The sequence below is a fragment of the Oryzobacter terrae genome, assembly GCF_042756445.1.
In the GTDB taxonomy this organism is placed as follows: domain Bacteria; phylum Actinomycetota; class Actinomycetes; order Actinomycetales; family Dermatophilaceae; genus Oryzobacter; species Oryzobacter terrae.
Map to the genome: position 1 here is coordinate 936,871 of NZ_CP170578.1, position 26,236 is coordinate 963,106.

The 26,236-nt window shown below is 74.3% G+C and carries 17 protein-coding genes and 1 pseudogene; 7 read left to right on the forward strand and 11 right to left on the reverse strand.

What is annotated here, in order from left to right; genetic code table 11:
* Positions 1-5 precede the first annotated feature (5 nt).
* Both ACFWN3_RS04425 and ACFWN3_RS04430 read left to right on the forward strand, forming a co-directional pair.
* Positions 6-4,343, forward strand: a complete 4,338-nt coding sequence (locus ACFWN3_RS04425) for a hypothetical protein (RefSeq protein WP_377643812.1) — start codon at positions 6-8, stop codon at positions 4,341-4,343.
* A gap of 195 nt (positions 4,344-4,538) precedes the next feature.
* Complete coding sequence (locus ACFWN3_RS04430; protein ID WP_377643814.1) at positions 4,539-5,147, forward strand: VWA domain-containing protein; 609 nt, start codon at positions 4,539-4,541, stop codon at positions 5,145-5,147.
* A gap of 99 nt (positions 5,148-5,246) precedes the next feature.
* Here ACFWN3_RS04430 and ACFWN3_RS04435 read toward each other — a convergent pair whose 3' ends face one another.
* From ACFWN3_RS04435 to ACFWN3_RS04465, 7 genes and pseudogenes are all read right to left on the reverse strand, one after another.
* Positions 5,247-5,669 (reverse strand): hypothetical protein, encoded by a 423-nt coding sequence (locus ACFWN3_RS04435; RefSeq protein WP_377643816.1) that lies wholly within the window; start codon positions 5,667-5,669, stop codon positions 5,247-5,249.
* Positions 5,670-5,713: 44 nt separating this feature from the next.
* Positions 5,714-6,085 carry a pilus assembly protein gene (locus ACFWN3_RS04440; protein ID WP_377645529.1) on the reverse strand — a complete coding sequence of 124 codons (372 nt, stop codon included), beginning with the start codon at positions 6,083-6,085 and terminating at the stop codon, positions 5,714-5,716.
* Positions 6,086-6,216: 131 nt separating this feature from the next.
* Complete coding sequence (locus ACFWN3_RS04445; protein WP_377643818.1) at positions 6,217-6,597, reverse strand: TadE/TadG family type IV pilus assembly protein; 381 nt, start codon at positions 6,595-6,597, stop codon at positions 6,217-6,219.
* Between the two features lie 10 nt (positions 6,598-6,607).
* Positions 6,608-6,814, reverse strand: a complete 207-nt coding sequence (locus tag ACFWN3_RS04450) for a hypothetical protein (RefSeq protein ID WP_377643820.1) — start codon at positions 6,812-6,814, stop codon at positions 6,608-6,610.
* Between the two features lie 22 nt (positions 6,815-6,836).
* A pseudogene (locus ACFWN3_RS04455) lies at positions 6,837-7,768 on the reverse strand (type II secretion system F family protein).
* Positions 7,765-8,634: a type II secretion system F family protein gene (locus ACFWN3_RS04460; RefSeq protein WP_377643822.1), complete on the reverse strand. Its 870-nt coding sequence runs from the start codon at positions 8,632-8,634 to the stop codon at positions 7,765-7,767. The pseudogene ACFWN3_RS04455 and the gene ACFWN3_RS04460 overlap by 4 nt, the downstream one beginning before the upstream one ends.
* Positions 8,631-9,863, reverse strand: coding sequence for a CpaF family protein (locus tag ACFWN3_RS04465; RefSeq protein WP_377643824.1), 1,233 nt, complete (start codon positions 9,861-9,863; stop codon positions 8,631-8,633). The genes ACFWN3_RS04460 and ACFWN3_RS04465 overlap by 4 nt, the downstream gene beginning before the upstream one ends.
* 148 nt (positions 9,864-10,011) lie before the next feature.
* Here ACFWN3_RS04465 and ACFWN3_RS04470 point away from each other — a divergent pair, with 148 nt between their 5' ends.
* Both ACFWN3_RS04470 and ACFWN3_RS04475 read left to right on the forward strand, forming a co-directional pair.
* The gene (locus tag ACFWN3_RS04470) at positions 10,012-14,550 is read left to right on the forward strand and encodes an FtsK/SpoIIIE domain-containing protein (protein WP_377643826.1); all 4,539 of its coding nucleotides are present in this window, start codon (positions 10,012-10,014) and stop codon (positions 14,548-14,550) included.
* A 487-nt stretch (positions 14,551-15,037) separates the two neighbouring features.
* A complete protein-coding gene (locus ACFWN3_RS04475) occupies positions 15,038-15,286 on the forward strand; it encodes a WhiB family transcriptional regulator (protein WP_159903993.1) in 249 nt (82 codons plus the stop codon).
* A 195-nt stretch (positions 15,287-15,481) separates the two neighbouring features.
* On the opposite strand, the gene ACFWN3_RS04480 is transcribed toward ACFWN3_RS04475, so the two are convergent.
* The 4 genes from ACFWN3_RS04480 to ACFWN3_RS04495 all read right to left on the reverse strand — a co-directional run bounded on the left by ACFWN3_RS04480 (position 15,482) and on the right by ACFWN3_RS04495 (position 24,805).
* Complete coding sequence (locus ACFWN3_RS04480; protein ID WP_377643829.1) at positions 15,482-16,963, reverse strand: sensor histidine kinase; 1,482 nt, start codon at positions 16,961-16,963, stop codon at positions 15,482-15,484.
* 168 nt (positions 16,964-17,131) lie between these two features.
* Positions 17,132-22,030, reverse strand: a complete 4,899-nt coding sequence (locus tag ACFWN3_RS04485) for an NAD-glutamate dehydrogenase (RefSeq protein ID WP_377643831.1) — start codon at positions 22,028-22,030, stop codon at positions 17,132-17,134.
* Between the two features lie 152 nt (positions 22,031-22,182).
* Positions 22,183-23,604 carry an aminotransferase class I/II-fold pyridoxal phosphate-dependent enzyme gene (locus ACFWN3_RS04490; protein WP_377643833.1) on the reverse strand — a complete coding sequence of 474 codons (1,422 nt, stop codon included), beginning with the start codon at positions 23,602-23,604 and terminating at the stop codon, positions 22,183-22,185.
* Entirely contained in the window at positions 23,594-24,805 is a 1,212-nt protein-coding gene (locus tag ACFWN3_RS04495; RefSeq protein WP_377643835.1) for a M20/M25/M40 family metallo-hydrolase, read from the reverse strand. The genes ACFWN3_RS04490 and ACFWN3_RS04495 overlap by 11 nt, the downstream gene beginning before the upstream one ends.
* Before the next feature lie 81 nt (positions 24,806-24,886).
* Between ACFWN3_RS04495 and ACFWN3_RS04500 the strand changes: the two genes are divergently transcribed.
* From ACFWN3_RS04500 to ACFWN3_RS04510, 3 genes are read left to right on the forward strand one after another with little or no spacing between them, the layout of a single operon-like run.
* Positions 24,887-25,165 carry a hypothetical protein gene (locus ACFWN3_RS04500; RefSeq protein WP_377643837.1) on the forward strand — a complete coding sequence of 93 codons (279 nt, stop codon included), beginning with the start codon at positions 24,887-24,889 and terminating at the stop codon, positions 25,163-25,165.
* Positions 25,162-25,683, forward strand: coding sequence for a WXG100 family type VII secretion target (locus tag ACFWN3_RS04505; protein WP_377643838.1), 522 nt, complete (start codon positions 25,162-25,164; stop codon positions 25,681-25,683). Before ACFWN3_RS04500 ends, ACFWN3_RS04505 begins: the two co-directional genes overlap by 4 nt.
* Before the next feature lie 39 nt (positions 25,684-25,722).
* Entirely contained in the window at positions 25,723-26,217 is a 495-nt protein-coding gene (locus tag ACFWN3_RS04510) for a DUF2505 domain-containing protein (RefSeq protein WP_377643840.1), read from the forward strand.
* Positions 26,218-26,236 lie beyond the last annotated feature (19 nt).

Here is a 26,236-nt window from a genome sequence, read left to right on the forward strand (position 1 = left end):
ACGACGTGACCGAGTCGGCCCTGTTCACCGTCCTCCCCCACGGGCTGCACCCGCAGGACGACGGGCTGCTGCGCGCGACCGTGTTCGTCTCGCCACGGCTGTCCACCGACGGCGCCGGCGAGCGCCTGCTCACCGACTTCCCCTTCTTCTCCCGGTGGCCGGAGGTCGTGCGCGACCTCGAGCTCCTCGTCGAGCTCGACACCGGGGAACGGATCCCGGCGAGGCCCGACCCCGACTCCGACGCCCCCGACCAGCGGGTCCACGACCGGGTCTTCACCGCCGAGGTCGCGGTCCTCGACCACGAGGTCACCGACCTCTCGACGCGGAAGTGGCACTCCTTCCCCGCCCACGACGTCGCCCAGTCGGTCCTGGGCACCTACCGGGCCGTCGGGCTGGCGAGCCCGGAGGCCCTCCCGCCGGTGACCTCCGGCCCGCTCGCCGCGGTCGTCGAGGAGCTCGGCCGGGTCGGCGCCGACCCGCGGCACGACGACAAGCTCCTCGACCGGATGCGCGACGGCGAGCACGGCAACCGCGACGACCGGCGCTTCCGCTACGTCCCGCCGGACGCGTACACCTCGACCGCGCTGGCCTTCACCGCGACGAACCGCTTCTACGACCGCTACCGCGCCGGCAGCCGCCTCAAGGACGAGCTCGGCACCAAGGGTCAGGGCGCGCTGCCCCGGCCGGAGCTCCGGCGGGTCGACTACCACGGCTACGTCGGCGCCCTCGGCGACTACCCCCGGCTGCTGCGCCCGCTGGGCCTCGCCCTCGACGTCGTCCTCGAGCGCCCGGCCGCCGGCGACGGCACGGGCCGGATGCGGCTGGTGGTCGCCAACCCGTTCGACGCCTGGATGGAGGAGGAGCAGAACCGGCCGTGGACGAACTACCTGCTGCAGGACCGGCTGTTCGTCGCGCGCCCCCGCCGCGAGACCCACCTCGCGCCCGGTCAGCTGACCTTCCGCACCGAGCGGCTCTTCCTCCACCAGCTCGACATCGACGGCTCGGCGCTGAAGATGATCCACGCGGCCGCGACGATGGACACGACCCGCCGCTACCTCACCGGTGAGGCGCCGACCGGGACGATGACGCCCGACGAGGGCAGCCTGCCCGGCCTGCGCAGCGGCGGCTTCACCGTGGTCCACCGGCACCGGGTCGAGGGGGTCGTCGAGCAGGCCGACCGGCAGTCCGACGCCCAGGGCGCGATGGCCGCCGGGACCCCCGCCGACCTGTGGGCCGAGGACGTCACGCGCGGCTACCGCCTCGACGTCGACCGCGACGGCGCCGGGTTCCGCAGCCTCTGCGAGCGGGTGGGCCGCTACGTCGTGGCCCAGCCCGACGGGACCGAGGACGAGCTCGTCGTCGGGCGCGACGAGGGGTACGTCAAGGGCGCGTCGACGACCTCGGTGCCCGGCGACCCCGACGTCTACCTCCACGAGGCGATGGCGTCGTGGTCGGGATGGAGCCTGGTCGCCAAGCGCCCCGGCCACACGGTGACGACCGAGGAGACCCTGGACACGAGCGACCCGCCACCGAAGCCCTCGGCCGACGTGCCGCTGCGGACCTCGTTCACCGCCGCCCCCGGCACGCTGACCCCGCTGCGCTTCGGCAGCCGGTACCGGCTGCGCGGGCGGGCGGTCGACCTCGCGGGCAACAGCGCCGACGGCGACGCCCTCGACGAGCGGCACTCCTCGGACGAGCAGACCTACTTCCGCTGGGAGCCGGTGCCCCACCCCGGCGTCCTGCCGCACCGGGCCTACGGCGAGGGCGAGTCGCAGCTGCGCCTCGTCATCAGGAGCACCCTGGGGATGACGCCCGCCCAGTGGGCCGCGCTGCCGCGGATCACCGGGCTGGCGGCCCACTCGAGCCCGGCCACCGCGTACCTCGTCGACGACTCGCGCTGGGTCGTCCCCCCGAAGACCTCCCAGCAGATGGCCGAGCTCCACGGCGGGTTCGACGTCGCCTTCGGCCCCGGCGCGACACCCGCCGACCGCGACGCCGCCTACGCCCTCGCCACCCGCGAGGCGGCGGACCTGCCCCCCGAACCCCCGCGCAGCCCGCTCGCCACCCCGTACCTGCCCGACCCCGCGTCGGTGGGCACGTCGTGGCGCGGGGTGCCGGGGACGGCGGCCGGGTCCGCCCTGCTCCGGGCCTGGCCGTCCGACACCGGCGGCGGGGCCGCGCCGTGGCACGACCGGCAGCCGTTCCGCCTCGAGGTGATCGAGGGCACGGGCGGACCCGACTGGGACGACGCCTCCCGGGTGCTGCGGGTGTCCTTGCCCCAGGCGACGATCGCCCGCACCGCGCTGTCGAGCTCGCTGCGCTCCGCCGAGCTCAGGCTGCTCGGGGTGTTCGACCTGCTGGGCTCGGTGGCCCTGATGCCGCGGGCGCTCGAGGGCCGGCTCTGGCTGCTGACCCCCGGGATCGAGGTCGTCCTCGTCCACGCCGTCGAGAAGCCGCTCCTGCCCCCGGTCGTCAACGTCCCGGCGTCGGGGATGGACCGCCGCTCGGGCGAGACGTTCGTGTCGCTCGTCGGGACGCTCGACAACCACGCCCGCTCCACCGGCCGGCTCGACGTCGACGCGCGCTGGACGATGCAGCTCGACGACGTCACCGAGGACGCCCCCGCCGACGGCGTCGACGGCCGGGCGCTGCGCGGCGCCGACGGGCACGTCGGCGACTTCGAGATCGAGGCCGACGAGGACGCCGCGCGCACCGGTCGCACCGACGTCACCGGCCACGGGATGCCGCCGCGCCACCTCCTGCGGCACGACCTCGGCGACACCCGGCACCGGACGGTGACCTACCGGGCCAAGGCGACGACCCGGTTCCGCGAGTACTTCGACCCCGTGGTGTGGGAGCAGCGGGAGGACGACGACCCGGCCCGCGAGCGCGTCATCGAGCACCTCGGCCCCGACGCCGTCCTCAAGGTGCCGAGCAGCAAGCGCCCCGACCCGCCCGACGTCGCGTACGTCGTGCCGACGTTCACCTGGACCGAGACCAGTGAGACGGTGCTCGACCGGGTGCTGCGCGTCGAGGCCGACGACGGCCCGGTGTTCGTCGGTGGCCCGGCCCTGGCGGGGCTGCGGGTGACGCGCGGCGCGGTGACCGGGGGCCTTCTCGGCCGGGCGACGTCGCGCGCCGCCGCGGCCGTCACCGCGACCCGGGTCGAGGGCGTCCGCGACCTCCTCGCCGGCGCGGTCGCCACCGAGATCAGGCGCCCGCTGCGCTACACGGTGCGCACCCGCACGAGCGCCCTGCGCGTGTGGCTGCGGCGCCCCTGGTACTCCTCGGGGGACGGCGAGAAGCTCGGCGTCGTCGTGCGCAAGCAGCCGTGGCTGACCTGGCCGATCGACGTCGACCGCGGCTTCGACATCCCCCTCGCCGCCCGCGAGGTCGCCGACTCGGTGTCGTCCCGGCTCGCCGAGCGCGGGCTCGTCCGGCTGAGGGGCCGGGCGTCGTTGACCGCGACCCAGCGGCTCATGGCGTCCCCGGGCATCACCACCGAGCTGACCGAGGTCGGTCCCACGTTGGGCACCCTCTTCCCCGCCATCTCCGTCAAGCCGCCGCCCGAGCTGCTGACGACGTGGGGCGCCGACCCGGCCTTCCGCTCGCAGGACCCGGCCGCGGGCCCGTGGGTCCACCAGTTCCCCCTGCGCAGCGACTGGGGCGACGACGTCTCCCTCGACGAGGCCCCGGGCGCGCAGGTCTCGGTCATCCCGCACACCCCGCAGTTCGACGCCGGCCGGGGCATGTGGTTCTGCGACATCGAGGTGTCGGCGGGGGCGTCGTACACCCCGTTCATCCGGCTGGCTCTCGCCCGCTACCAGGCCTGCTCGATCGCCGACCACCACCTCTCCCGGGTCGTCGTCCCCGACATGGTCCAGCTGCTCCCCCGCCGCGAGGCCCGGGTGTCGCGGACCCTGCCGCGGATCCGGGTGGCGGTCCGTGGGCCGGTCGGCGTCGGCATCCTCGCCCTCAACCCCGCGGCTCCCTCGGCCGACGACCTCGCGCGCACCCACCGGGTCACCGCGACCGTGCAGCGCCGTCCGGCCGGCTCGACCGACGACCTGCTGTGGCGCGACGTCGACGACCCGGTGGTCCTGTCCCCCGACGTGGCGAACGGGCTCGACGACGTCGAGTGGGACGGGTGGCTGCCCAAGCAGTCCGTCCCGGAGGGCGAGGAGTGGCGCATCCTCGTGCGCGAGTACGAGATCCACGAGACCGACCCCGACGGGGTCGACCCCTTCGACGCCGTCGAGGACCAGACGGTGGAGATCCTCTTCTTCTCGGTCACCCGGACGGTGCGGGCGCGGCTCGTCTACGCCGACGCCTTCACCTACTAGGCGTTCGCTCGGGTCGAGGTGTGCGGCCGGGGTCCGGAGCCGGCCGGACACCTCCACCCACCGGTGGCGCCGAGCTCCCGCCGAGGTCGGGCCCGGGTGCCCTGTCGGTGCCGAGCGAGACACTGTTCCTCGGTGGGGCCCTCGGACGCGGCGATCGCGGCGTCAGGCCCTGCCGACGAACACCTGGAGGACCGCGTGACCAACGCCGACTACACCCACCTGACCCTCGTGGTCGACCGCTCCGGCAGCATGAGCAGCGTCCGGGGCGAGGCCCAGGGCGGCATCAACGCCCTCGTCGCCGAGCAGTTCGCGCTCCCCGGCCGCCTCACCGTCACGCTGAGCCAGTTCGACAACGAGGTCGAGTCCGTCCAGCGGATGAGCAGCGCGCCGTTCACCTACGACCTCGAGCCCCGCGGGATGACCGCGCTGCTCGACGCCGTGGGCCTGGAGGTCGTGCGCACCGGCGCCGACCTCGCCGCCCTCCCCGAGGACGAGCGACCGGGTCGGGTGCTGCTCGTCGTCGTCACCGACGGGCACGAGAACTCCTCGCACGAGTACACGATCGAGCGGGTCCGCTCGATGCTCGGCACCCAGAAGGAGCAGTACGGCTGGGAGGTGCGCTTCCTCGGCGCCGACGACGCGGCCTGGCAGGGCGAGGCCCTCGGGGTGGCCACCACCCGGTACGCCAACACCGCCGCGGGGAACGATGCCGTCTTCGCGGCGATGTCCGGCTCGATGGCGACCTACCGGACGGCACCCGTCGGCCAGGCCCTGCACATGCCCGAGGACATCGAGGCCCGCTGACCCGCCCGCGAGGCGTCAGCCACCACGCGGGCCCGGCCGTGCCCGGGCGTCGCGCCACCTCGACGCCCCGGGTCGGTCCGGGCCCGCGTGGTGGAGTCGTCAGGGGATGACGAGGTCGGCCCTGGCCTCGGACACCACGGAGATCGTGATGTCGGCCCCCAGCGAGCGCAGGACCCCGCCGACCAGCGGAAGCTCGGCCTCCCCGGTGAGGGCCACGACGGCCGTGACGCCGTCGGGGGTTCCCGTCCGCGGGCCGAGCCGCCACTGGTCGATGCTCCCGGGCCGGGGCCTGCCCCCGACGTACTGGGCAGCCCGTTCGCGCACCGACGCGGTGCTCAGCGGTACCGCCCTCCCGATGCCGTCACGGTAGGCCGCGTCGTCGAGCGCGTTCGCCGCGTGGAGGGCAGCGCCGTCGGCGACGTCGAGCAAGCGCATCCGCGACAGGTGCGCCGAGGTGACGGCGACGGTCCCGGCGACGAGCACGGCGGCGATGACCGTCAGGCCCAGGATCAGCACGCTCACCGATCCCCGCTCGTCACGCCGCCCGGGGCGCTGCGGCCCGGCCCTCACGGATCGCCCCGGAACCGGTCGACCGTCGAGAGGTGGCTGGCCGAGACGGGGATCGACAGGGGGACGACGTCGCGCACGAAGGTGGGCACCAGGGGCAGCGGGACGCGAACGGTCGCCGTCGTCTCGACCCGCCCCTCCGGCCGCAGGCACGGTGAGCCGTCGCAGGCCAGTCGCAGCCGTCCCTGACCCTCGAACGACTGGTCGAGGAAGGCGACGTGGGCGGCGGCCCGCGCGCGCGGTCCCGCGACCTCCTCGGACTCGGCGGTGACGAAGGCGCGTCCTGCCTCGCGCGCTGCCTGGCTCACCGCGAACGACCCCGCCTGGAGGCGCGCCATCGTCATCACGAGGTAGACGAGCGGGACGAGCATGAGCACGGCGAGGACGACGAACTCGACGACCGCGCTCCCAGACTCGTCGCGCCGGGCCGGTCCGCGGCGGGCAGCCCGCCCGGCCGTTCCTCGGCGGGACCCTCGCCCGCATCCAGGGCGCCACCACCCCGTCACTGCGCCTCCAGGAAGGCTCGGCCCACGACGTCGAGCCGGTCGTCCGGACCGAGGAGGCCGATGACGGGGATCGGGGCGACGACCCTGACCTCGACGACCCGCACGCCCTCGACGAGCGCCTCGCGCGTCGTCACGCGGCGGGCGTACCGCGGGGACAGCGACTCGGTGATCAGCGTCTGCGTCCGCGTGATCCCCTGTCCCGGAGCCGCATCCGCCCGCGCGCCCAGACGGGCGCCCTCGGACGCGCAGGAGATCAGCGTGTTGCGGGTGTGCAGGGCGAGCCCGAGCTGGAACACCATGAGGAACAGCACGAGGACGAGGACCGACACCATCGCGAAGTCGGCGATCGCGGCCCCTCGCTCGTCGCGCCGTGGCACGGCCCGGTCCTCAGTTGCGCACCGAGGCGAGGGCCTCGCGGAACAGCGCGACGAGCTGGTCCTGGGCGACGACCCACAGCACCGACACGATGCCCGCGGTCATCAGGGTGATGAGCACCCAGCCGGGCACGTCACCGCGTTCTCGCCGGCGCTGCCCGGTCGTGGCGAGACCGGCCAGCGCTCGGGTGAGGCTGCGGGCAAGGAGGCGTGTCGTCATCGGTCGGTCCTTTCCAAGGGGGTCAGAGCGTGAACCTGAAGAAGGTGAAGCCGGGGAAGACCGCGAACAGGATCGTCACGGGGAGGATGAGGAACACGACCGGAATCATCATCGCGATCTCCTTGCGCCCGCCGGCCTCCATGAGGGCGCGCCTCCCCTCCTCGCGGACGTCCTGGGCCTGGGCTCGCAGCACGTCGCCAGGGGCGTCCCGCGCTGCACGGCGATGACGACGCCGTCGACGAAGCGGCGGAGGCTCGGCAGGCCCGTACGGTCGGCGAGACCCGAGAGCGCGGTCGGCAGGTTGGCCCCGGCCCGGGCGTCGGCGAGGCAGCGGCGCAGCTCGTCGGCGAGCGCACCTCGCGACAGCCGACACACCCGGTCGAGGGCCCCGACCGCCCCCTCGCCGGCGCCGACCGCGAGCGCCAGCAGCTCGGCGACCGTGGGGAACTCCATGAGCATGCGGGCCTCCCGGCGGGTGGCCTTGCGCGTGAGGAGGTAGTCGGCCCCCGTGATGCCGATGCCCGCCCCGACCGCGGTCATGAGGACGACCGCCACCGGCCCGGCGTCTCGCCACACCACCGACGCCGTGCCGACCACACCACCCACGACCGAGCCGAGGACGCCCCAGAGGACCTGCTCGGCGCGGAAGCGGTCGACGTCGGCGGCCAGGCCGGCGCGCAGCTGCCGCCGTCGCACCGTGTCGGCCCCACCCAAGACCCGCTCCACCCCCCGACCGAGGTCGCGCAGCACCGGCCCGGCGACCAGTCCCAGCAGCCCTCCGAGCGGCCGGTCGTCATCGAGCAGCCGGGACGGGCGAGGCGTGTCGCGCAGGTACGGCAGCACCCGGCCCGCCAGGCCCTGCCGGCGGTGTCGGGGGAGGCCGGCCCAGACGAGGGACAGTCCCAGCCCCAGGACGAACCCGAGGACGGCCCCCTGGAGCGCGAGGGACGTCATCGCAGCACCCGCTCGTCCTCGGGGAGCCGTCCGATGCGGACCATGGCCGCGTAGGCGACCGCGGTGACCAGCGCCCCGGCACCCAGGACCAGCACGCCCAAGCCGGTCGAGTAGGCCCGCACCGACTCGGGGTTCGTCGAGAGCATCGCGAGGACGACCCACGGCGCGGCGACCGCGAGGCGCGCCGCGTTGACGGTCCACGACTGCCGGGTCTCGAGCTCGGCCCGGGTCCGGGCGTCCTCCCGGAGGAAGCCCGAGAGGGTCCGCAACAGGTGCCCGAGGTCGGTGCCGCCGACCTCGCGGGCGATCCGCAGGCTCTCGACGAGGCGGTCGCCCACCGGGTCGCTGAGCCGCTCCTTGAGGCGGTCGAGCGAGTCGTGGAAGCGGCCCGTGAGTCGGTAGTCGTCGGCGAAGGCGACGAAGGGCTCCCGCAGCTCCTCGGGGCCACGCGTCCCGAGCTGCGCGAGGGCCTCGGGGAGGGCCATCCCCGCCCGCACCCCGGAGGTGATGTTGTCGACGGCGTCGGGCCAGAGGTCACGCAGCCGAGCGCGGCGCCGCCGGGCCCGTCGTCGCACCAGCGCCACCGGCAGAGCGGCCGCCATGAGGGCGAAGCACACCGCGATGGGCGCCACGCGGACCGTCGCCAGCACGAGGGTGAGCACGGCGAGGAACGCGATGACGCAGGCGCTGAGGAGGGTGCGCACCGACACCCCGGTGAACCCCGCCTGGACGAGCTCGTCGCGCAGCCGGTCGGTCGGACCCACGCGCGCGGCCGTCATGACACGGCCGGGTTCGGGGACCCAGCAGCTCCACCACACGAGGAAGAGGCCCACACCGAGGAGCAGCCCGAGGGCCGGGCCGGTCATGACGCCGGACCGTGGGCCAGGAGTGCCGACAGGTCGAATCCCGCGCGGGCGAAGCGCTCCTCGTGCGGTGGGTACCCGTCGGCGCGGCGCAGCTCGCCGTCGCGGTGGACGAAGAGGTCGGCGATCTCGACGACGTCGCCCTCGACGCGGCCGGGGACGGCAGCCACCTCCCTGACGACCCTCCGCCCGTCGCGCTCGAGGGCGGCGTGGACGACGAGGTCGACGGACGCGGCCACCGTCGGGACGACGAACCGCGCCGACACGTTCTCGCCCGCGAGGAGCGGGAGGGTGCACATCTTGGTGATGGCCTCGCGCGCGCTGTTCGCGTGGATGGTGCACATCCCCGGCAGCCCCGAGTTCAAGGCGATGAGGAGGTCGAGGCTCTCGGCCTGACGGACCTCGCCCACGACGATGCGGCTGGGCCGCATGCGCAGCGCCTCCTTGACGAGCCGCCGCAGGGGGACCTCCCCCGTGCCCTCCAGCGACGGCTGGCGGCACTGCATCGACGCGACGTCCCGGTGCGGGATGCGCAGCTCGAAGACCTCCTCGCACGTGACGATGCGCTCCCTCGCGGGGACGGCGGCCGCCAGGCAATTGAGCAGCGTCGTCTTTCCTGCCTGCGTCCCACCGGCGACGAGGACGTTCAACCCGGCCGCCACCGCGGCCTCGAGGAACCGCCCTGCCTGCCGGGTGATCGTGCCCAGGCGCACCAGGTCGTCCATCGAGTCGGCCTTGACGACGAACTTGCGGATGTTGACGAACCAGTGCTCGCGCGTGATGTCGGGGATGACGACGTGCAGCCGACTGCCGTCCGGCAGCACGGCGTCGACGAACGGCGAGCTGAGGTCGACGCGTCGCCCGGACGACTTGAGCATCCGCTCGACGAGGTCGCGCACCTCGTCGTGGGTGAGCAGGGTCGTCGTCAGCTCGGCCACGCCGTTGCGCGCGACGAACACCCGGCTGGGCTCGTTCACCCAGACCTCCTCGACCGTGGGGTCTTCGAGGTACTGCTGCAGCGGCCCGTACCCGGCAACGGTGTCCCACACCGCTTTCGACGCGGCCTCAGGGTCGCTGAGCACGGGGAGTCCGCCGTGCATCGACCGCTCGTCGTAGTCGGTGACGGCATCACGGACGAGCCGTCGCACGGCGACCTCGTCGCGGGCAGGGTCGAGTCCGGAGCGCCTGATGAGCTCGCGCACCTCTCCCTCGAGCGTGCGAACGGCGTCCATGTCCCTCCTCCCCCACCGGCCGGGCCCCCTAGCCCTCGTCGATGTGTGGTGCCAGCAAATCGGAGGATCCGCCCCCGCGCGAGTCGAGCGAGCACGCCTGTGGATAACTTGCGACCACCGTCGGTCGCGGTTCCTACGGTGTGCAGGCATGGAGCTGACCCTCACCGTGCACCTGCCGCGTCGCCGACCCGATCCGGTCGATGTCGTCGTGCGCTGGTCCGGCGACCACGACGTCGCCGCGCTCGTCCGCGCCCTGCGCCCCGCCCTCGGCGCGCCGATCACGTCGCTGTCGGCCCGCGGCCACCGCGTCCCGGGCTCGGCGACCGTGGGGCGACCGCCGCTCGTGCACGGTGCGGCGGTCACGGCGCTGGAGGGGGAGTCCCCACGGCGCGAGGTACCGACGGGCGACGGCCCCGGCGGGTCCTCGGTGCTCGAGCTCGCGGTCGTGGGCGGGCCGGACGCCGGCCGGTCCGCGGTGCTGACCCCGCCGGGCACTCGCGTCGGTCGGTCCGTCCCCGGTGGCCTGTCCCTGGCGGACGACGCGCTCAGCCGCGTCCACGCGGCGGTCCACGTCGACTCCTCCGGCGTCGTCATCCACGACGAGGCCTCGACCAACGGCGTCGTCGTCGACGGACTCCGGGTCCGCGGCCCGACCGTGGTCGACGCGTCGGCCACCGCGGTCCTCGGTGCCTCCACCCTGCGGGTGCGCAGGTTCCCCGGCGCCGGACTGAGCCTGCGCGAGTGCGGCGACGGACGCCTCCTCGTGCGCACCGACCCGTCGACCGAGCCGCCGTGCGACGACACGGTCGTCGACGCTCCTGCCCCGCCGCCGGAACGGGTGCCCGCACGTGTCCCGTGGTTCGCCGCCCTGCTCCCGGTTCCCGTGGCCTTGGTGCTCGCGGCGTTCCTGGGACCACACCTGCTCGCCTTCGCGCTCCTCGGGCCGGTCATCATGCTGGGCACGGCCCTCGGTGACCGGCTGGGGTCGGGACGATCGCACCGGCGGGCGGCGCACGCCCACACCGAGGCGCTGCGGGCGGCCCGGGACGACGTCGGTCGGCTCCTGGTCGACGAGACCGCTCGACTCGACCGGACCCACCCCGACCCCCACACCGTGCTCCGCCTCGCCGAACGGCGCCTACCCGGGCTGTGGGCGCGGCGCGACCTTCGCGTCCGGGTGGGCCACGGCGACGTCGCGACCCGTGTCGGGTGGAGGGAAGGCACCACGGTGATGCGACCACCGGCACGCCACGCACCGGTGGTCCTCGACCTCGGTCGGGCAGGTGGCCTCACGGTCTCCGGGCCTCCCCGGCTCGTCGACTCCCTGCTCGCGGGGGTCGTCGGCCAGCTGCTCGTCCGGTGTCCCCCGTCCGTCCTCGAGGTGGCCGTGAGCCCGGCAGCCCCCGCGTGGGACTGGGTGGCCAGGACCCCGCACGCCGTCGCCCCACCGGATGGTGTGGTCGCGCCACCAGAGGGCGTGGCCGCCCAGGAGCCCGCGTCGCGAAGCGGCAGGACGGCAGGGCGGGGCGGCCCCGCCCGCGTCCTCGTCGTCCCGACCACCGTCGGCGCCGCCGCCGCCGATGTCGCTGCGGCGAAGGCCGCGGGCTGGACCCTGCTCGTCGGGACAGAAGGGCGCCCACCAGCGACGTCGACGGCCACGGTCCTGCGGCTCTCGGAGGAACCCACGTTGGTCACGGAGGTCGGGAGCACCGCCCTCGTCACCGACCACGTCGGCTCGTGGTGGACCGACCGCGTCTCCCGGGCGCTCGCCCCACTCGTGGAGGAACGGAGGGAGGACCACGCGGGGCTCCCTCCGCGCGTCACCCTCGAGGAGCTCGGCGGTGCCGGGACCCCGGACCCGACGACAGTGGCCCGGCGATGGGCCGCCGCCGACGGCGTGCCTCGGGCGACCGTCGGGGTGCGCGCAGGGGGGCCGTACGTCGTCGACCTCGTGGCCGACGGCCCCCACGTCCTCGTCGGCGGCACGACGGGCTCCGGGAAGTCCGAGTTCCTGCGGTCGCTGGTCGTGTCGCTGGCCCTGGCCTCGCCACCGGACGACCTCGCCCTCGTCCTCGTCGACTTCAAGGGCGGAGCGGCCTTCGGACCGTGCGCGGCCCTCCCCCACGTCGCCGGCGTCCTGACCGACCTCGACGAGCACCTCGTCGACCGCGCGCTCGCGTCCCTGCGGGCCGAGCTCCGCCGCCGGGAGCGGCTGTTCGCGCAGGTGCACGCCCAGGACCTCGCGTCGTACCGGACTGCCTCCGGTCGGCCGGAACCCCTGCCGCGGCTCGTCGTCGTGGTCGACGAGCTCAAGGCCCTCGTCGACGAGGTCCCCCATTTCCTCGAGGGCCTGGTGCGGCTGGCCGCCCTGGGTCGGTCGCTCGGTGTCCACCTCGTCTTGGCTAGCCAACGGCCGGCGGGAGCCCTGAGCCCCGAGGTGCGGGCGAACATCAACCTGCGGATCGCCTTCCGCGTGCGGGACCGGACCGACTCCGTCGACGTCATCGAGGACCCGGCGGCCGCTGACATCAGCCCCGTGACGCCGGGTCGCGCGCTGGCTCGGGGCGGCGACGGGGTCCTGGTGCCCTTCCAGGCAGCCGTCCTCGGCCGCCGCCGACCGGATCCGTCTCCCTTCCTCACCGCCGTTCCGGCAGAGCCGGGCGCCGTCGTGAAACCTCCGTCCTACGAGGACCGGCTCTACGGGGAGGAGGCGTCGGGCACCGGGCCGGCCGACGGCATCGTCGCCGAGGTCGTGCAGGTCATCGCCGAGGCGGCCCGGGTCGCCGGGCAGCAAGGGGTCCGTCGGCCATGGCTGACGCCGCTCCCCGCCCACGTCGCACCCCTGAGGACGGGCTGCGCCGGCCCGGAGGTCGTCGCGGGTCTCGTCGACGAGCCCGACCACCAGCGTGTCTCCATCGTGACGGTGGGCGCGGAGAGCGGCACGTGGCTCGTGTCCGGTCCCCCGCGGTCGGGCCGCTCGACGGCCGCGCGGGCCCTCGTCCTGGCAACGGTCGCGGCACGACCCCCCGCCGAGGTGCACGTCCACGTCGTCGACCCCATGAACGCCCTGCCCGACCTCGCGTCGCTTTTGCACGTCGGGACGGTCGTCGGTCCCGGCGACCGACGAGCGCTCTCGGCCCTCGTCGACCACCTCGACCTCCTGGTGCAGGCGCGCCGTGGGTCCGGAGGCGATCCCGGGGGCGCGGGAACGCATGCGGGGTCACCGCCGAGAGGGCACCTCCCCGAGACGCTCGTCGTCATCGACGGCTGGGACCAGCTCGCCGACGCCTCTGCCTCGGGCTGGCTCGACCCGACGCTCGAGAGGCTCCTCACGGTGCTCCGCGACGGAGGCGCGGTGGGAGTCCGAGGCGTCGTCACCGGTGGACGCGGCCTGCTCCAGCCGCGGTGGTCCGGTCTGGGGCAGTCGGTGCTGCTGCTCGGGCGGGTCGACCCGCTCGAGGCCGCGCTCGCCGGCCTGCGGTCGGCGGACCTGCCCTCGAACCCACCACCAGGCCGTGGCGTGCGAGTGGCGGACCGCCGCGAGGTGCAGATCGCCGCCGCGGACGCCGAGACGACCACCGCCGTCGGCGCCCTGCACCGCGACGGGCTGTCGGGGTCCTCGGACCCCCTCCCCTGGCGGCACCGACCCCTTCCCGAGGTCGTCCCGAGGCCGGGGCGCCGAGCCGCCCCCGACCCGGTGCGCGCATCCCGGTCCGTGGAGCTGGGGCTCAGGGCCACGGCGACCGAGCCGACGCCGGGATGCTGGACCCCCGAGGTCCACGGACGGACCCTCCTCGTCGCGGGACCGGCGCGGTCGGGACGGAGCACGACGCTGAGCACCGTCACGATGGCGTTGCTCGACGGTGGTCACCACGTCCTGCTCGTCACCCGCACGGTCCCGCCGGTCCGCCGGCCTCGCCTGGCCGTCGTGCCTCCCGAGGACGTGACCACCGTCGTCGACGCGAGGAGCCGACTTCCCGCCCTCGCGATCGTCGTCGACGACGCCGACCGCCTCGATGACGCCGCGCTCCTCCCCGTCCTGCGCGAGGCCCGAGGGCTCCTCGACCGCGACGGTGGGCTCCTCGTGGTCGCGAGCACGACGGCGAGCCTGAGCACGCGCTTCCGCGGGATCGACGTCGAGGTCGCACGTCAGGGGGCGGCTTTCCTGCTGTCGCCGAGGCCGGCCGATGGAGAGGCGCTGGGCCTGAGCAGGCTCCCCGACCTGCCGTCGCTGCCGGGCCGCGGGTGGCTGCTCGGGGTCGAGCCGACGCCGGTCGAGCTGCAGGTCTACCGGCCGACGGGGTCAGGACTCGTCGGCGTCCTCGGGGGCGAGGGTGTCGACGCCCTCGGAGGCGAGCGCGACGAGGGCGGTGACCAGCGCCATCGCGATGAGACCCCAGCCGAGGAGCCTCAGACCCCCCTGGATCATCCCGCCGCCCACGGGGAAGAGCAGCGCGCTCCACACGATGGTCGGCGTCTTCGGCCAGGCGGCGTCGCCCAGCCAGGCCCTGGCCACGACCGCGAGCCCGACCCCGAAGACCGCGATGAGCAGCGCCGACATGATGACGCGGACGGGGTCGCTCCCCTCGCCGACGGCCAGCTCGTAGAGGTAGAAGGCGGCGAACCCGAGCAGCGCGAGGGCCTGCAGCCCGGTCAGGGCGGCGGCGACGCGGCGGGGGCCGCGTGAGATCTCCTCGGGCACGGGCGCCAGCGTATCGACGCGGCGCGGGCTGTCGGTCGCGGGGCGGGTCGGACCGACGTCCTCCGGCCGTCCGTGGACCCTGCTGCGTCGGCGACCCGCCGACGGCGTGGCGCGTCTCACGCGGGTCCGTCCTCAGCCGATCATCAGCGCGGCCCGAGGGCTCCACCGGGTAACGCGCGGGTGACAGTCCAGCGACATCCGTGCAGGTCAGCGGGGCCTTGCGGTTGACGGGAACAGAACGGGGTATCAGGGCCGTTGTGCGAGCGTGGCGGTCACCGCCGCCGTGCGCGGTCGCAGAGCACGTTCGACCCCTTCTTCACGGATTGGGATGCCCCCGGTAGGGTTGAGCAACGGACGTCTGTGCTTGAGACGTCCGTTCCGGCTGCAGTGACGCATCCAGCGGCGCCTGCACCCACCCCCTCTGCAGGCGCTCACCCCGACCGCAAGACCCCCGCGACAAGGAGCACCTTCTATGGACTGGCGCGACCGCGCTGCCTGCCTCGACGAGGATCCCGAGCTGTTCTTCCCGATTGGGAACACCGGCCCGGCGATCGCTCAGATCGAGGAGGCCAAGGTTGTCTGCCGTCGGTGCGAGGTCGTCGACACCTGCCTCAAGTGGGCCATCGAGTCCGGCCAGGACGCCGGCGTGTGGGGCGGGATGAGCGAGGACGAGCGCCGCGCGCTCAAGCGTCGCAACGCCCGCGCCCGCCGCGCCGGCTGAGGCCGACCCACCAGCACCGACCCCGCACGACGAACGCCCCGGCGCCCGGCTCACCCCGGGCGCCGAGTCATGTCCGGGGCGCCTTCGACCCTCCGCGTGCAGGCTGCGCCCGAGCGGGCGCAGTGTGCAGCCCCGCCGTCGAGGCGGGTCAGCAGCCCCGAGGGGCGCGGTGCGCAGACGGGCCATCAAGGCGGGTCAGCGGCCGAGGGGGCGCAGCTTGCAGACGAAGACGACGCGGGTGCCGTGCGGCTCGTTGCCCTCCCACCGGATCCGACCGCGCAGGTCGGCGGCCAGTGAGGTGACGATCCGGGTGCCGAGTCCCGCCAGCACCGGCCGGAAGCCCGCCGGCAGCCCGGCACCGTCGTCGGCGATGACGACGGTCAGCTGGTCCTCCCCCGACTCCAGCGTCACCCGGTCGACCTTGACGTCGACGTGGCCGCCCCGGTCGGCGAGCCCGTGCTCGACGGCGTTCTGGACGAGCTCGCTGATGATCATCGCCAGCGCGGTGGCGTCCTCGGCGCGCATCCGCCCGAACCGCCCGGTGAACGACGACTCCACCTGCTGCTCGCGGGTCGCGACCTCGACGACGGCCCGCAGCCCCCGCACGGCGATCTCGTCGAAGTTCACCGTCTCGTCGAACCCCTGGCTCAGCGTCTCGTGGACGAGGGCGATCGTCCCGACCCGGCGCACGGCCTCCTCGAGGGCGCCGCGAGCGTCGCCGTCGGGCACCCGCCGGGCCTGGAGACGCAGCAGTGCCGCGACGGTCTGGAGGTTGTTCTTCACCCGGTGGTGGATCTCGCGGATCGTCGCGTCCTTGGTGAGGAGCTCCTGCTCGCGGCGGCGCAGCTCGGAGACGTCCCGCAGGAGCAGCAGGGCCCCGCTGCGCACCCGGTCGATGATGATCGGGATGGCGCGCATCGTCACCGTCGCACTGGACGTCTCGACCTCCGTGCGCCAGGCGGCCCGGCCGGTGGCGACGACCGCGAGGGCCTCGTCGACGGCCATCCCGGCGCGCGAGATCTGGTCGGCGACGACCTGGGCGAGGACCTCGCCGATGACGTTGCCGACGTGCCCCATCCGGTGGATTGCCGACACGGCGTTCGGGCTGGCGTAGCGCACGAGGCCGTCGACGTCGAGGTGGATGACGCCGTCGCCGACCCGCGGGGCCCCACGGCGCATCCCCGTGGGCGCCGAGGCCGACGGGAAGTCGCCGGTCGACACCATCCGCATGAGGGAGTCGGCGAGGTCGCGGTAGGTCAGCTCGAGCCGGCTCGGGGTCCGGGCGCCGGTGAGGTTCTGGTGGCGGGTCACGACGGCGATGACGCGGCCGTCGCGGCAGACCGGCACCGCGTCCTCACGGATCGAGATGTCCTCGCGCTGTGTCGGCTCGGGCTTGGCGAACATCTGTTGGGTGCGCGCGGCCTGGTCGAGCATCGCGGCCCGTGACCGGCTCGAGGAGCGTCCGACGATGTCGTCGTAGAAGACCATCGGCCCGGTGTTCGGCCGGACGTGGGCGACCGCTCGCCAGCCGTCGAGACCGCCCCGGACCCACAGGACGAGGTCGGCGAAGGACAGGTCGGCGACGAGCTGCCAGTCGCCGACGAGCAGGTGCAGCCACTCCGACTCCGACGCCTCGAGGGTCGTCGTGTCGCGCAGCATCTCGGCCAGCGTGCTCACGCCGCGAGCCTAGGCGACGGTGGGTCGTCCTCCGGCAGCCGTCCGTGCCCACCGGCGGACGCCGACCATCGCCCCCGCACCTTCGGTGAGGCACCCGAACCTTCGGGGTGCCTCACCGAAGGTTCCCTCATCAGGCGGGACAGCGGTGGCCGGCCGGTGGGAGGGGCGTCAGGAGGAGGCGCCCACCCGGATGACCGAGCGCAGGGTGCGCAGGGCGACCGAGAGGGCCGCGATGTTCGGGTGGTCGAGCCGCCGGATCGCCGAGAGCGCGGTCCGGCTGCGCTGGATCGACTCCTTGTTCGCCTTCTCCCAGGCCTCCCACGCGGCGCCGGGGTCGGAGATGTCGCCGCTCACCTCGATGACCGAGCGGGTCAGGGACTCGAGGACGGCGTAGAGGTCGTCGCGCAGGGCGCCGCGGGCCAGGGCGTCCCACCGGTCGTCGCGCGGCAGGCGGGTGACCTTGGTCAGCATCGCGTCGATGCCGAACCGCTCGGAGACGACGTAGTACAGCGGCGCGACCTCCGTGGGCGGCCGCCCGGTGTCGGTGGCGATGTCGACGATGTCGAGCAGCGAGAACCAGTCGAGGAGCATCGCGGCGCGCTCGGCGAGGTCGGGGGCGACCCCGGCCTTGACGAGCTCGGCCGTGCGCTTCTCGAGCCGCTTCCGCTCGTCGCCGCGCAGCAGGTCGGGCACGGCGGGCCCGAGCTCCTGGACGACGCCCTTGAACCGCTCGACCTCGGCGCCGATGTCCAGGCGCGAGGGCCGCGAGGTGAGGAACCACCGCACGGCACGGTCCAGGAGCCGGCGGAACTCCAGGTAGAGCATCGTCTGCGCCGCGGTCGGCACCTCGTTGTCGAGCGCCTCGACCTCGCGGACGTACTCGGCGAGGCCGAACACCTCGCGGCACACGACGAACGCGCGGGTCACCTGCTCGGGGGTGGCGCCGGCCTCCTCCTGCGCCCGGAAGGCGAAGGTGATCCCGCCGCGGTTGACCATCGAGTTGACGACGGAGTTCGTGACGATCTCGCGGCGTAGCGGGTGCTGGGCCAGCTCGTCGGAGTACCTCTCCTGGATCGCCGGCGGGAAGTACTGCGCCAGCGCCCGCTCGAAGTACGGGTCGTCGGGGATCGAGCTCGCGAGGATGTCCTCCTTGAGCGCGAGCTTCGCGTACGCGACGAGCACCGAGAACTCCGGCGACTTCAGCCCGAGGCCGTCGTGCGAGCGCTTCTCGATCTCGGCGTCGCTGGGGAGGAACTCCAGTGCCCGGTCGAGGTCGTCGCGCCCCTCGAGCCAGTGGATGAGCCGCTGGTGGACGCTGACCATCGAGTGCTCCTGCGCCCGGGCGTTGCCGAGGAGGACGTTCTGCTCGTAGTTGTCGCGCAGCACGTGGTCGGCGACGTCGTCGGTCATCGAGGCGAGCAGCTCGTTGCGCTCCTCGATCGTCAGGCCGCCCGCGCGGACGACCTCCCCGAGGAGGATCTTGATGTTGACCTCGTGGTCGGAGGTGTCGACGCCGGCGGAGTTGTCGATGGCGTCGGTGTTGACCCGCACCCCGCAGAACGCGGCCTCGATGCGGCCGAGCTGGGAGAGGCCGAGGTTGCCGCCCTCGCCCACGACCTTGGCCCGCAGCTGCTTGCCGTCGACCCGGATCGCGTCGTTGGCGCGGTCGCCCACCGACAGGTGGTCCTCGGTGGAGGCCTTGACGTAGGTGCCGATGCCGCCGTTCCACAGCAGGTCGACCGGTGCGAGGAGGATCGCGTGGATCAGCTCGGCGGGCGTCATCTTCGTCGTGCTCTTCGGCAGCCCGAGGACCTCGATCATCTGCGGCGTGACGGGGATCGACTTCAACGAGCGCGGGAAGACGCCGCCGCCCTCGGAGATCAGCGACTTGTCGTAGTCGTCCCACGACGAGCGCGGTAGGTCGAAGAGCCGCTGGCGCTCGGTGAACGACTGTGCCGCAACGGGGTTCGGGTCGATGAAGACGTGGCGGTGGTCGAAGGCCGCGACGAGCTGGATGTGCTCGGACAGGAGCATCCCGTTGCCGAAGACGTCGCCGCTCATGTCGCCGATGCCGACGACCGTGAACTCCTCCGCCTGCGTGTTGACGCCCATCTCGCGGAAGTGCCGCTTCACCGACTCCCACGCGCCCCGGGCGGTGATGCCCATCGCCTTGTGGTCGTAGCCGGCCGAGCCACCGGAGGCGAAGGCGTCGTCGAGCCAGAAGCCGTACGACTGCGCGACGCCGTTGGCGATGTCGGAGAAGGTCGCGGTGCCCTTGTCGGCGGCGACGACGAGGTAGGGGTCGTCACCGTCGTGGCGGACCACCCGCTCCGGCGGGACGATCTCGCCGGAGACGCGGTTGTCGGTGATGTCGAGCAGGCCCGAGATGAACATCCGGTACGAGGCCTTGCCCTCCTCGAGCCACGCCTCGCGGTCGACCGCCATGTCGGGCAGCTGCTTGGGGTAGAACCCGCCCTTCGAACCCGTCGGCACGATGACGGCGTTCTTCACCATCTGCGCCTTGACGAGGCCGAGCACCTCGGTGCGGAAGTCCTCGCGCCGGTCGGACCAGCGCAGCCCACCGCGGGCGACCGGCCCGAAGCGCAGGTGCACGCCCTCGACCCGGGGGCTGTAGACCCAGATCTCGAACTGCGGCCGCGGCGCCGGCAGGTCCGGCACCGCCTTGGGGTTGAGCTTGAGGGAGACGTACGGCTTGTGCTCTGCGCCGTCCGTGCCCTCCTGGTAGAAGTTCGTCCGCAGGCCGGCCCGGATGACGCCGACGAAGGCGCGGATGATCCGGTCGTGGTCGAGCGAGGAGACGTCGTCGAGGGCGTCGAGGATGCGCTGGGCGACCTCCTCCTCGGCCGCGGCCCGGGCGTCGTCGTCCGTGGCACCACCCGCGTCCACCGGGGCGAAACGGCTCTCCCACAGGGCGACGAGGTCGCGGGCGATGGCCGGGTGCGAGACGAGGGCGTCCTCGAGGTAGTCCTGGGAGTAGGTGGCGCGGGTCTGCCTCAGGTACTTCGCGACGGTGCGCAGGATGACGACCTGGCGCCACTGGAGCTGCGCGGCGAGGACGAGCTTGTTGAAGCCGTCGGACTCGGCGCGCCCGTCCCACACGGCGGCGACGGCGCCCTCGAACAGGTCGCGCAGCCGGTCGTGCGAGCAGGCCTCCCAGATCGAGGAGGTCGACACCCGCAGGCCGAAGTCGTACACGTGCAGGGTGGTGCCGTCGGCCCGGTCGACCTCGTACGGCTGCTCGTCGACGACCTCGACGCCCATGTGGGTGAAGATCGGCAGGATGTCGGTGAGCGAGAGCGGGTCGACGCGGAACAGCTTGAAGCGCCGGGTGTCGTCGGCGCCGTCGGCGGCCTTGTACAGCGCCACGCTCGTGCCGCGGCCCGGCCCGAGGAGGTCGAGGTGCGCGAGGTCGGCCACGCCCTGGTTGACCGAGAAGGTCTCCTCGTAGCCGGTGGGGAAGGCCCGGCCGAACCGGTCCATCAGCCGGTCGCCGTCCTCCTCTCCGTGCTCGCCGCGCAGGGCGTCGCCGAGGCGGTCCGACCACGTGCGGCTGACCTCGACGAGGCGCTGCTCGAGGTGCTCCTGCTCGGCGCGGTCGAGGGTGCGGACCCGCTTGCCGCGGGGCACCCGGACGACGAACTGCAGTCGGGACAGGGCCGACTCGCTGACCCGGGCGGCGAACTCGACGGACTCGCCGCCGAAGGTCTCGGTGAGGATGTCGGCCATCCGCATCCGGACCGCGGTGTTGTAGCGGTCGCGCGGGATGTAGACGAGGCAGGAGACGAAGCGGCCGAAGTCGTCCTCGCGGATGAACAGCTTGGTGCGGCGGCGCTCCTGGAGCTGGGTGACCGCCATCGAGGTCTCGTAGAGGTTCTCGATGCTCGCCTGGAACAGCTCGTCGCGCGGGTAGCTCTCGAGGACCTCGAGGAGGTCCTTGCCGGTGTGGCTGTCGGGGGCGACGCCCGAGCGCTCGATGACGGCGCGCACCTTCTCGGCGACGAGCGGGACCCGCAGGACCGACTCGGTGTACGCGGTCGACGCGTACAGCCCGAGGAAGCGCCGCTCCCCCACGACGTCGCCGGCCTCGGAGTACTGCTTGACCCCGACGTAGTCGAGGTGGGTGACGCGGTGCACCGTGGAGCGCGAGTTCGCCTTGGTGAGGACGAGGATGTTCGGCTCGTGCGCCTTGGCCGACGCCTCGGGCGACAGGACGTCGGGCTTCTCGCCCTGGGGCGGGTCGGACCGCAGGAGGCCCAGGCCCGAGCCGGTCACCGGAGCGAGGACCTCGCCCTCGGGGGTCCGGTCGAGGACGTAGTCGCGGAAGCCGAGGAAGGTGAAGTGGTCCTCGGCCATCCAGCGCAGGAAGGTCGTGGCGCGGCTGACCTCGTCGGCGTCGACGCCCGCGGGCGGGGCGCCCTCCATCTCGGCGGCGAGGACGAGGCACTTGCTGCGCATCTTCGGCCAGTCCTCGACGGCCTGGCGGACGTCCTCGAGGACGTGGCGCACCGAGGCCTCGAGCCCGGCGCGGCGGCTCTCGTCGCTCTCGCGGTCGACGGACAGGAGCATCCACGACTCGGCGAGCTCGCCGACGGCGGCCTTGGTGCCCCGGCCGGTGACGTCGCGTGCGACGACCTTCTCGAGGTGGCCGACCGCGTCACGGCTGACGACGAGCTGCGGGTGGACGATGAGGTGGATGTCGATGCCGGCGCCGACGAGTGCCCCCGTGACGGAGTCGACGAGGAAGGGCATGTCGTCGGTGACGATCTGGATGATCGTGCGGGCGTTGGACCAGCCGTCGGTCTCGGTCGTCGGGTTGTAGACGCGGACGTTGGCGACCCCGGGGAGGCGGTCGCGGGCGAGCTCGAGGTGGCTGCGGGCCGCCCCGGCGTAGACCTCGGGCGCCCGCGACGTCAGCTCGTCGAGTGGCACGTGGCGGTAGTACCGCCCGATGAAGTCGTCTCCCCCACCGTCCGGCGCGGCCTCCTCGAACGCTGTCGCGATCGTGGCGAGGACGTCCTCGCGGCTGGTGGCCTGGGGCTTCGACATGGTGCGGTGGCACTCCTTCGTCGCGAGTCACCGGGGGCGGTGGAGCACCTCGTCGTGCTCGCGTCCGAGCCTAGCCACCCCGGCAAGGGGCGCGCCGGTCGGGCTCGGGCGCGCCGTCTCGCGGGTGAGACGCCGTCGCAGCACCGAGCCGGCTACTCGGCGACGACGTCGAGGGTGCGGACGGTGGGGTCGGCGGCGTAGGCGATCCGGCTGCCCGCGGCCCGCGCCGCCCGCAGCGCGTCGACGGCGTCGACCGTCACCTCCTCGCCGGGGGCGAGGACGGGGATGCCCGGCGGGTAGGGCGCGACGAGCTCGGCGCAGACGCGCCCGACCGCCCGCTCCACCGGCACGCTCTCGCGCCGCGCGAAGAACGCCTCGCGCGGGGAGGTGACGACGACGGGGTCGACCGACCACACCCCCGCGCTGACGACGGGCCGCGCGGGTCCCCGGTGCCGCTCGACGGCCTCGACGAGCGCGAGGGCGAAGTCCTCGATGCCGCGCCGGGTGTCGGCGAGGGTGATCATCGCGACGACGGTGTCGCGGTCGGCCATCTCGACCGGCATCCCGGCGGCGAGGAGGTCGGCCTCGACGTCGTTGCCGTCGGCGCCGGTGCCGGGGAGCACGACGACGAGGCGGGTGGCGTCGACCGTCGGCCCGTCGAGGACGACGAGCCCCGCCACCCGCTCGAGTCGGCGGCGGGCGGACGCGACGGCGGTGATGACCTCGTCGAGGAGGGCGTGGCCGTCGCGCTGGAGCAGGGCGCGCGCGGCGTCGATGCTCGCGAGGATGGCGCCGGCCGGGCTCGTCGTGGCCGTGGCCTCGACGCCGGCGTCGAGGCGCGAGCGGCTGATCCGTCGGCTGCGGGCGAGGACGATGGCCCCCTGCGACCACGCGGGCAGGGCCTTGTGCGCGCTCGTCACGAGGGCGTCGGCCCCGGCGGCGAGCGCGTGCGGCGGCAGCGCGGGGTGGAAGCCGAGGTGCGCACCCCACGCGGCGTCGACGACGAGCGGCGCGCCGTACCGGTGGGCGACCTCGGCCAGCGACCCGACGTCGCCGACGGTCCCCACGTACGACGGGTCGCCGATGAAGACGGCCTTCGCGTGCGGGGCCGAGGCGAGTGCCGCCTCGAGCGCGGCCGCGGTCACGCCGACGGGCAGTCCGTGCCCGGGGTCGACCTCGGGGCGCACCCACACCGGGTTCAGCCCGGCGAGCACGAGACCGAGGAGCATCGAGCGGTGCAGCGTGCGGGCCACGACGACCGTGTCGCCCGGGCGGCCCACCGCGAGGGCGAGCGCCTGGTTGCCGTGGGTGGAGCCCCCGACCGAGAAGCGGCAGAGGTCGGCGCCCCACAGCCGTCCGGCGCGGTCCTCGGCCTCGTCGACGACCCCGCGGGAGAGCTTCATCGTGTCGAGGCCGGCGTAGAGCGGCACGTCGCCGGCGATGACGTCGCCGACGAGGTCGCGCCGCTGCTTGTGCCCGGGGATCGTGAAGGGCGTCGGCGCCTCCTCCTGGAAGCGCAGCCAGGCGTCGAGGAGCGGCGCGTCGCCGCGCAGCCGTCGCGGGTCAGTCGGCATGGCGCGCCGACCACGTGCTGACGGCGGCGACGAGGGCCCGCGCGTAGGCGCGCACCTGCCCGAGGTCGACCCACTCGTCGGCGGCGTGCAGCCCGCCACCGGCGGGACCGCACACGAGCGTCGGCACCCCGGCGTCCTGCCAGATTGGCGCCTCCATCCAGTACGGGGCGTGCAGCGGCTCGCCGGCGAGGTCGCCGAGCGCGGCGACGAGGTCGGCGGTGAGGGTGGCGGCCGGCCCGGTCTCGTTCGCCCGCCAGGCCTCACGGGACATCGTGAGGGTCGCGGTGGCGGCGACGGTGGGGTCGGCAGCCCGCAGGTCGTCGAGGAGGGCTTCGACCTCGGCGAGCGCGTCGGTCGCCGACTCCCCCGGGACGGTCCGGCGCTCGACGACGGCGCGGGCGGTGCGGGCGAGGACGAAGGGCGAGTCGCCCCCGGTCGCGACGGTGACCATGAGAGAGCCGCGCGGGTCCGGGAGGTCGTGGTGGCGGGCCTCGACCGCCGCGAGGAGCCGGCCGAGGTGGGTCACGGCGTTGACGCCGAGCTCGGGCTGGGAGGAGTGCGCTGCTCGTCCCTCGAGGAGCACCTCGACGAGCGCGTACCCGCGCAACGACGCCGTGGGCGCCAGCCAGGTGGGTTCGCCGATGACGGCGACGTCGGGCCGCACCCCGAGCCCCGGGAGCGCGGCGAGGACCGCCTCGGTCCCGAGGCTCGCGTCCTCCTCGTCGGCGACGAGGGCGAGGACGACCCGGCCCGGGGTGCCCGCGGCGGCCAGCGCCTCGGCGGCGACGACCATCGACGCGACCCCGGCCTTCATGTCGCTCGTGCCGCGGCCCGTCATCCGGTCGCCGTCGACGACCGGGGTGAACGGCTCGGCCATGCCGTCGACGCCGACGGTGTCGACGTGGCCGGTGAGGACGACCGTGGGTCCGGACGGACCGGGGCCGACCGGGCCGAGGGCGACGAGGCTGGGGCGGTCGTCGCGGTCCGGCGGGGCGACGACGTGCGTGTCGAAACCGCTGCGCCGCAGCCGGGCCTCGAGGTGCTCGACGATCGCGGCCTCCCCTGCGGCTCCGGGGACCAGCCCCGGGTTGACCGAGTCGATCGCCACGAGGTCGGCGGTGAGCGCGACGGCGGCAGCAGCGACGTCGTCGCTGGTCGAGGGCTCGCCGTCGACGACGGTGGCGCGCACGTCGGTGTCCACGCAGCGACCCTACGCCGACTCGGTCGGAGGGGGTGTGGATGACGGCAGGAGGTGCTGCGGCGTCCTCACTAGGGTGGTCGCGTGCCCCTCGAGCCCGACCCGACGCGCGCCGCGGAGGTCCTCGCGCGGCTCGACGCGCTGCGGGTCCTCGTCGAGGAGTCGGAGGACGACGTCCTCGCCTCGCTCGTCGTCACCGGCGAGCCGCAGGCCCAGCGGGTGCTCGACGACTGGCTCGACCAGGTGGCCGACTCGCTGCGGGCGGTGGGCGCCGCTGCCGACGCCCTCGGGCCGGTCGTCGCGCGGTGGGCGGGGCCACGGGCCGTCGACCGTTCCCCGTCGCGTTCGGAGGTCGGGCCGTGACCCTCGTCCCCGGCGACCCGGCCTCGCTCTCGGCGTGCGCCCGGACGGTCGCCGAGGTCGCGGGGCGGCTGCGCACCGAGGCGGGCGGTCTGGAGCACGCGACCACCGCGCTCGGCGAGGGCTGGACGGGGCGCACGTCGGCCACGACGCGCCGCTCGGCGGCCGAGCTCGCGGGGGCGACCGCGTCCCTCGCCGACGAGCTCGAGGGGGTGGCCCGCGCCCTCCAGGACCAGGCCACCGACCTCGCCGACCTCGTGGCCCGAGAGCGGGGGGTTCGGGAGCGCGCCACGGTCGCGGGGCTCGAGGTCCGCGACGGCCGGGTCGAGCTCGCCTGGGGTGTCAGCGGCACCGCCGACGCCGGCCGCCGCGACGAGCAGGAGGCAGCGCGCGCCGCCCTCCAATCCGACCTCGACCTCGTCGCGGCCCAGCACGCCCGGCGGCGTGACTTCGTCCTCGGGCTGCTGCGGGCGTCATCGGCAACGCTCGCCGAGGTCTCCCACGCGCTGCGGCTCGGGTGAGAGGATCACCGGACCGACGACGAGGGAGAGGACACGGGCGTGCGACTGCAGACTCGTGAGGAGCTGGCCGGGACCGTCGACGAGGTCCACGCGCTGCTCACCGACCAGGCCTTCCAGGAGGCCAAGTGCGACGCGACCACCGACGGGGGCACCTACACCGTCGACGTCGCAGGGGGCCGCGCCGGCGGGCGGGTGCGCACCGAGCGCCAGCTGCCGTCCGACGGGCTGCCCGACGTCGCCCGGTCGTTCGTCGGCGAGCACCTGACGATCGTCGAGGTCATCGACTGGGCCACGCCCGGCAGCGACGGCTCGCGCGAGGCCGTCGTCGACATCCACGTCAAGGGCGCGCCGCTGACCATCAAGGGTTCCCTGAGGCTCGTGCCGAGCGGCAAGGGCACCGCCGAGGTCATCGACGCCGACCTCAAGGCGAACGTCCCCCTCATCGGCGGCCGGCTCGAGAAGGCGGCCGCCGACCCGATCAACACGGCCATCGCCGTCGAGATCGAGCTGCTGCGGGAGTGGCTCGCCCGCTGACGGTCGACGCGGCTGGGGC

Bases quoted from the DNA above. Each gene is read 5' to 3' on its own strand.
- ACFWN3_RS04490 (WP_377643833.1), bottom strand. From the start codon at position 23,604: ATGCCGACTGACCCGCGACGGCTGCGCGGCGACGCGCCGCTCCTCGAC.
- ACFWN3_RS04460 (WP_377643822.1), bottom strand. From the start codon at position 8,634: ATGACCGGCCCGGCCCTCGGGCTGCTCCTCGGTGTGGGCCTCTTCCTC.
- ACFWN3_RS04475 (WP_159903993.1), top strand. From the start codon at position 15,038: ATGGACTGGCGCGACCGCGCTGCCTGCCTCGACGAGGATCCCGAGCTG.
- ACFWN3_RS04485 (WP_377643831.1), bottom strand. From the start codon at position 22,030: ATGTCGAAGCCCCAGGCCACCAGCCGCGAGGACGTCCTCGCCACGATC.
- ACFWN3_RS04465 (WP_377643824.1), bottom strand. From the start codon at position 9,863: ATGGACGCCGTTCGCACGCTCGAGGGAGAGGTGCGCGAGCTCATCAGG.
- ACFWN3_RS04470 (WP_377643826.1), top strand. From the start codon at position 10,012: ATGGAGCTGACCCTCACCGTGCACCTGCCGCGTCGCCGACCCGATCCG.
- ACFWN3_RS04440 (WP_377645529.1), bottom strand. From the start codon at position 6,085: ATGCTCGTCCCGCTCGTCTACCTCGTGATGACGATGGCGCGCCTCCAG.
- ACFWN3_RS04450 (WP_377643820.1), bottom strand. From the start codon at position 6,814: ATGACGACACGCCTCCTTGCCCGCAGCCTCACCCGAGCGCTGGCCGGT.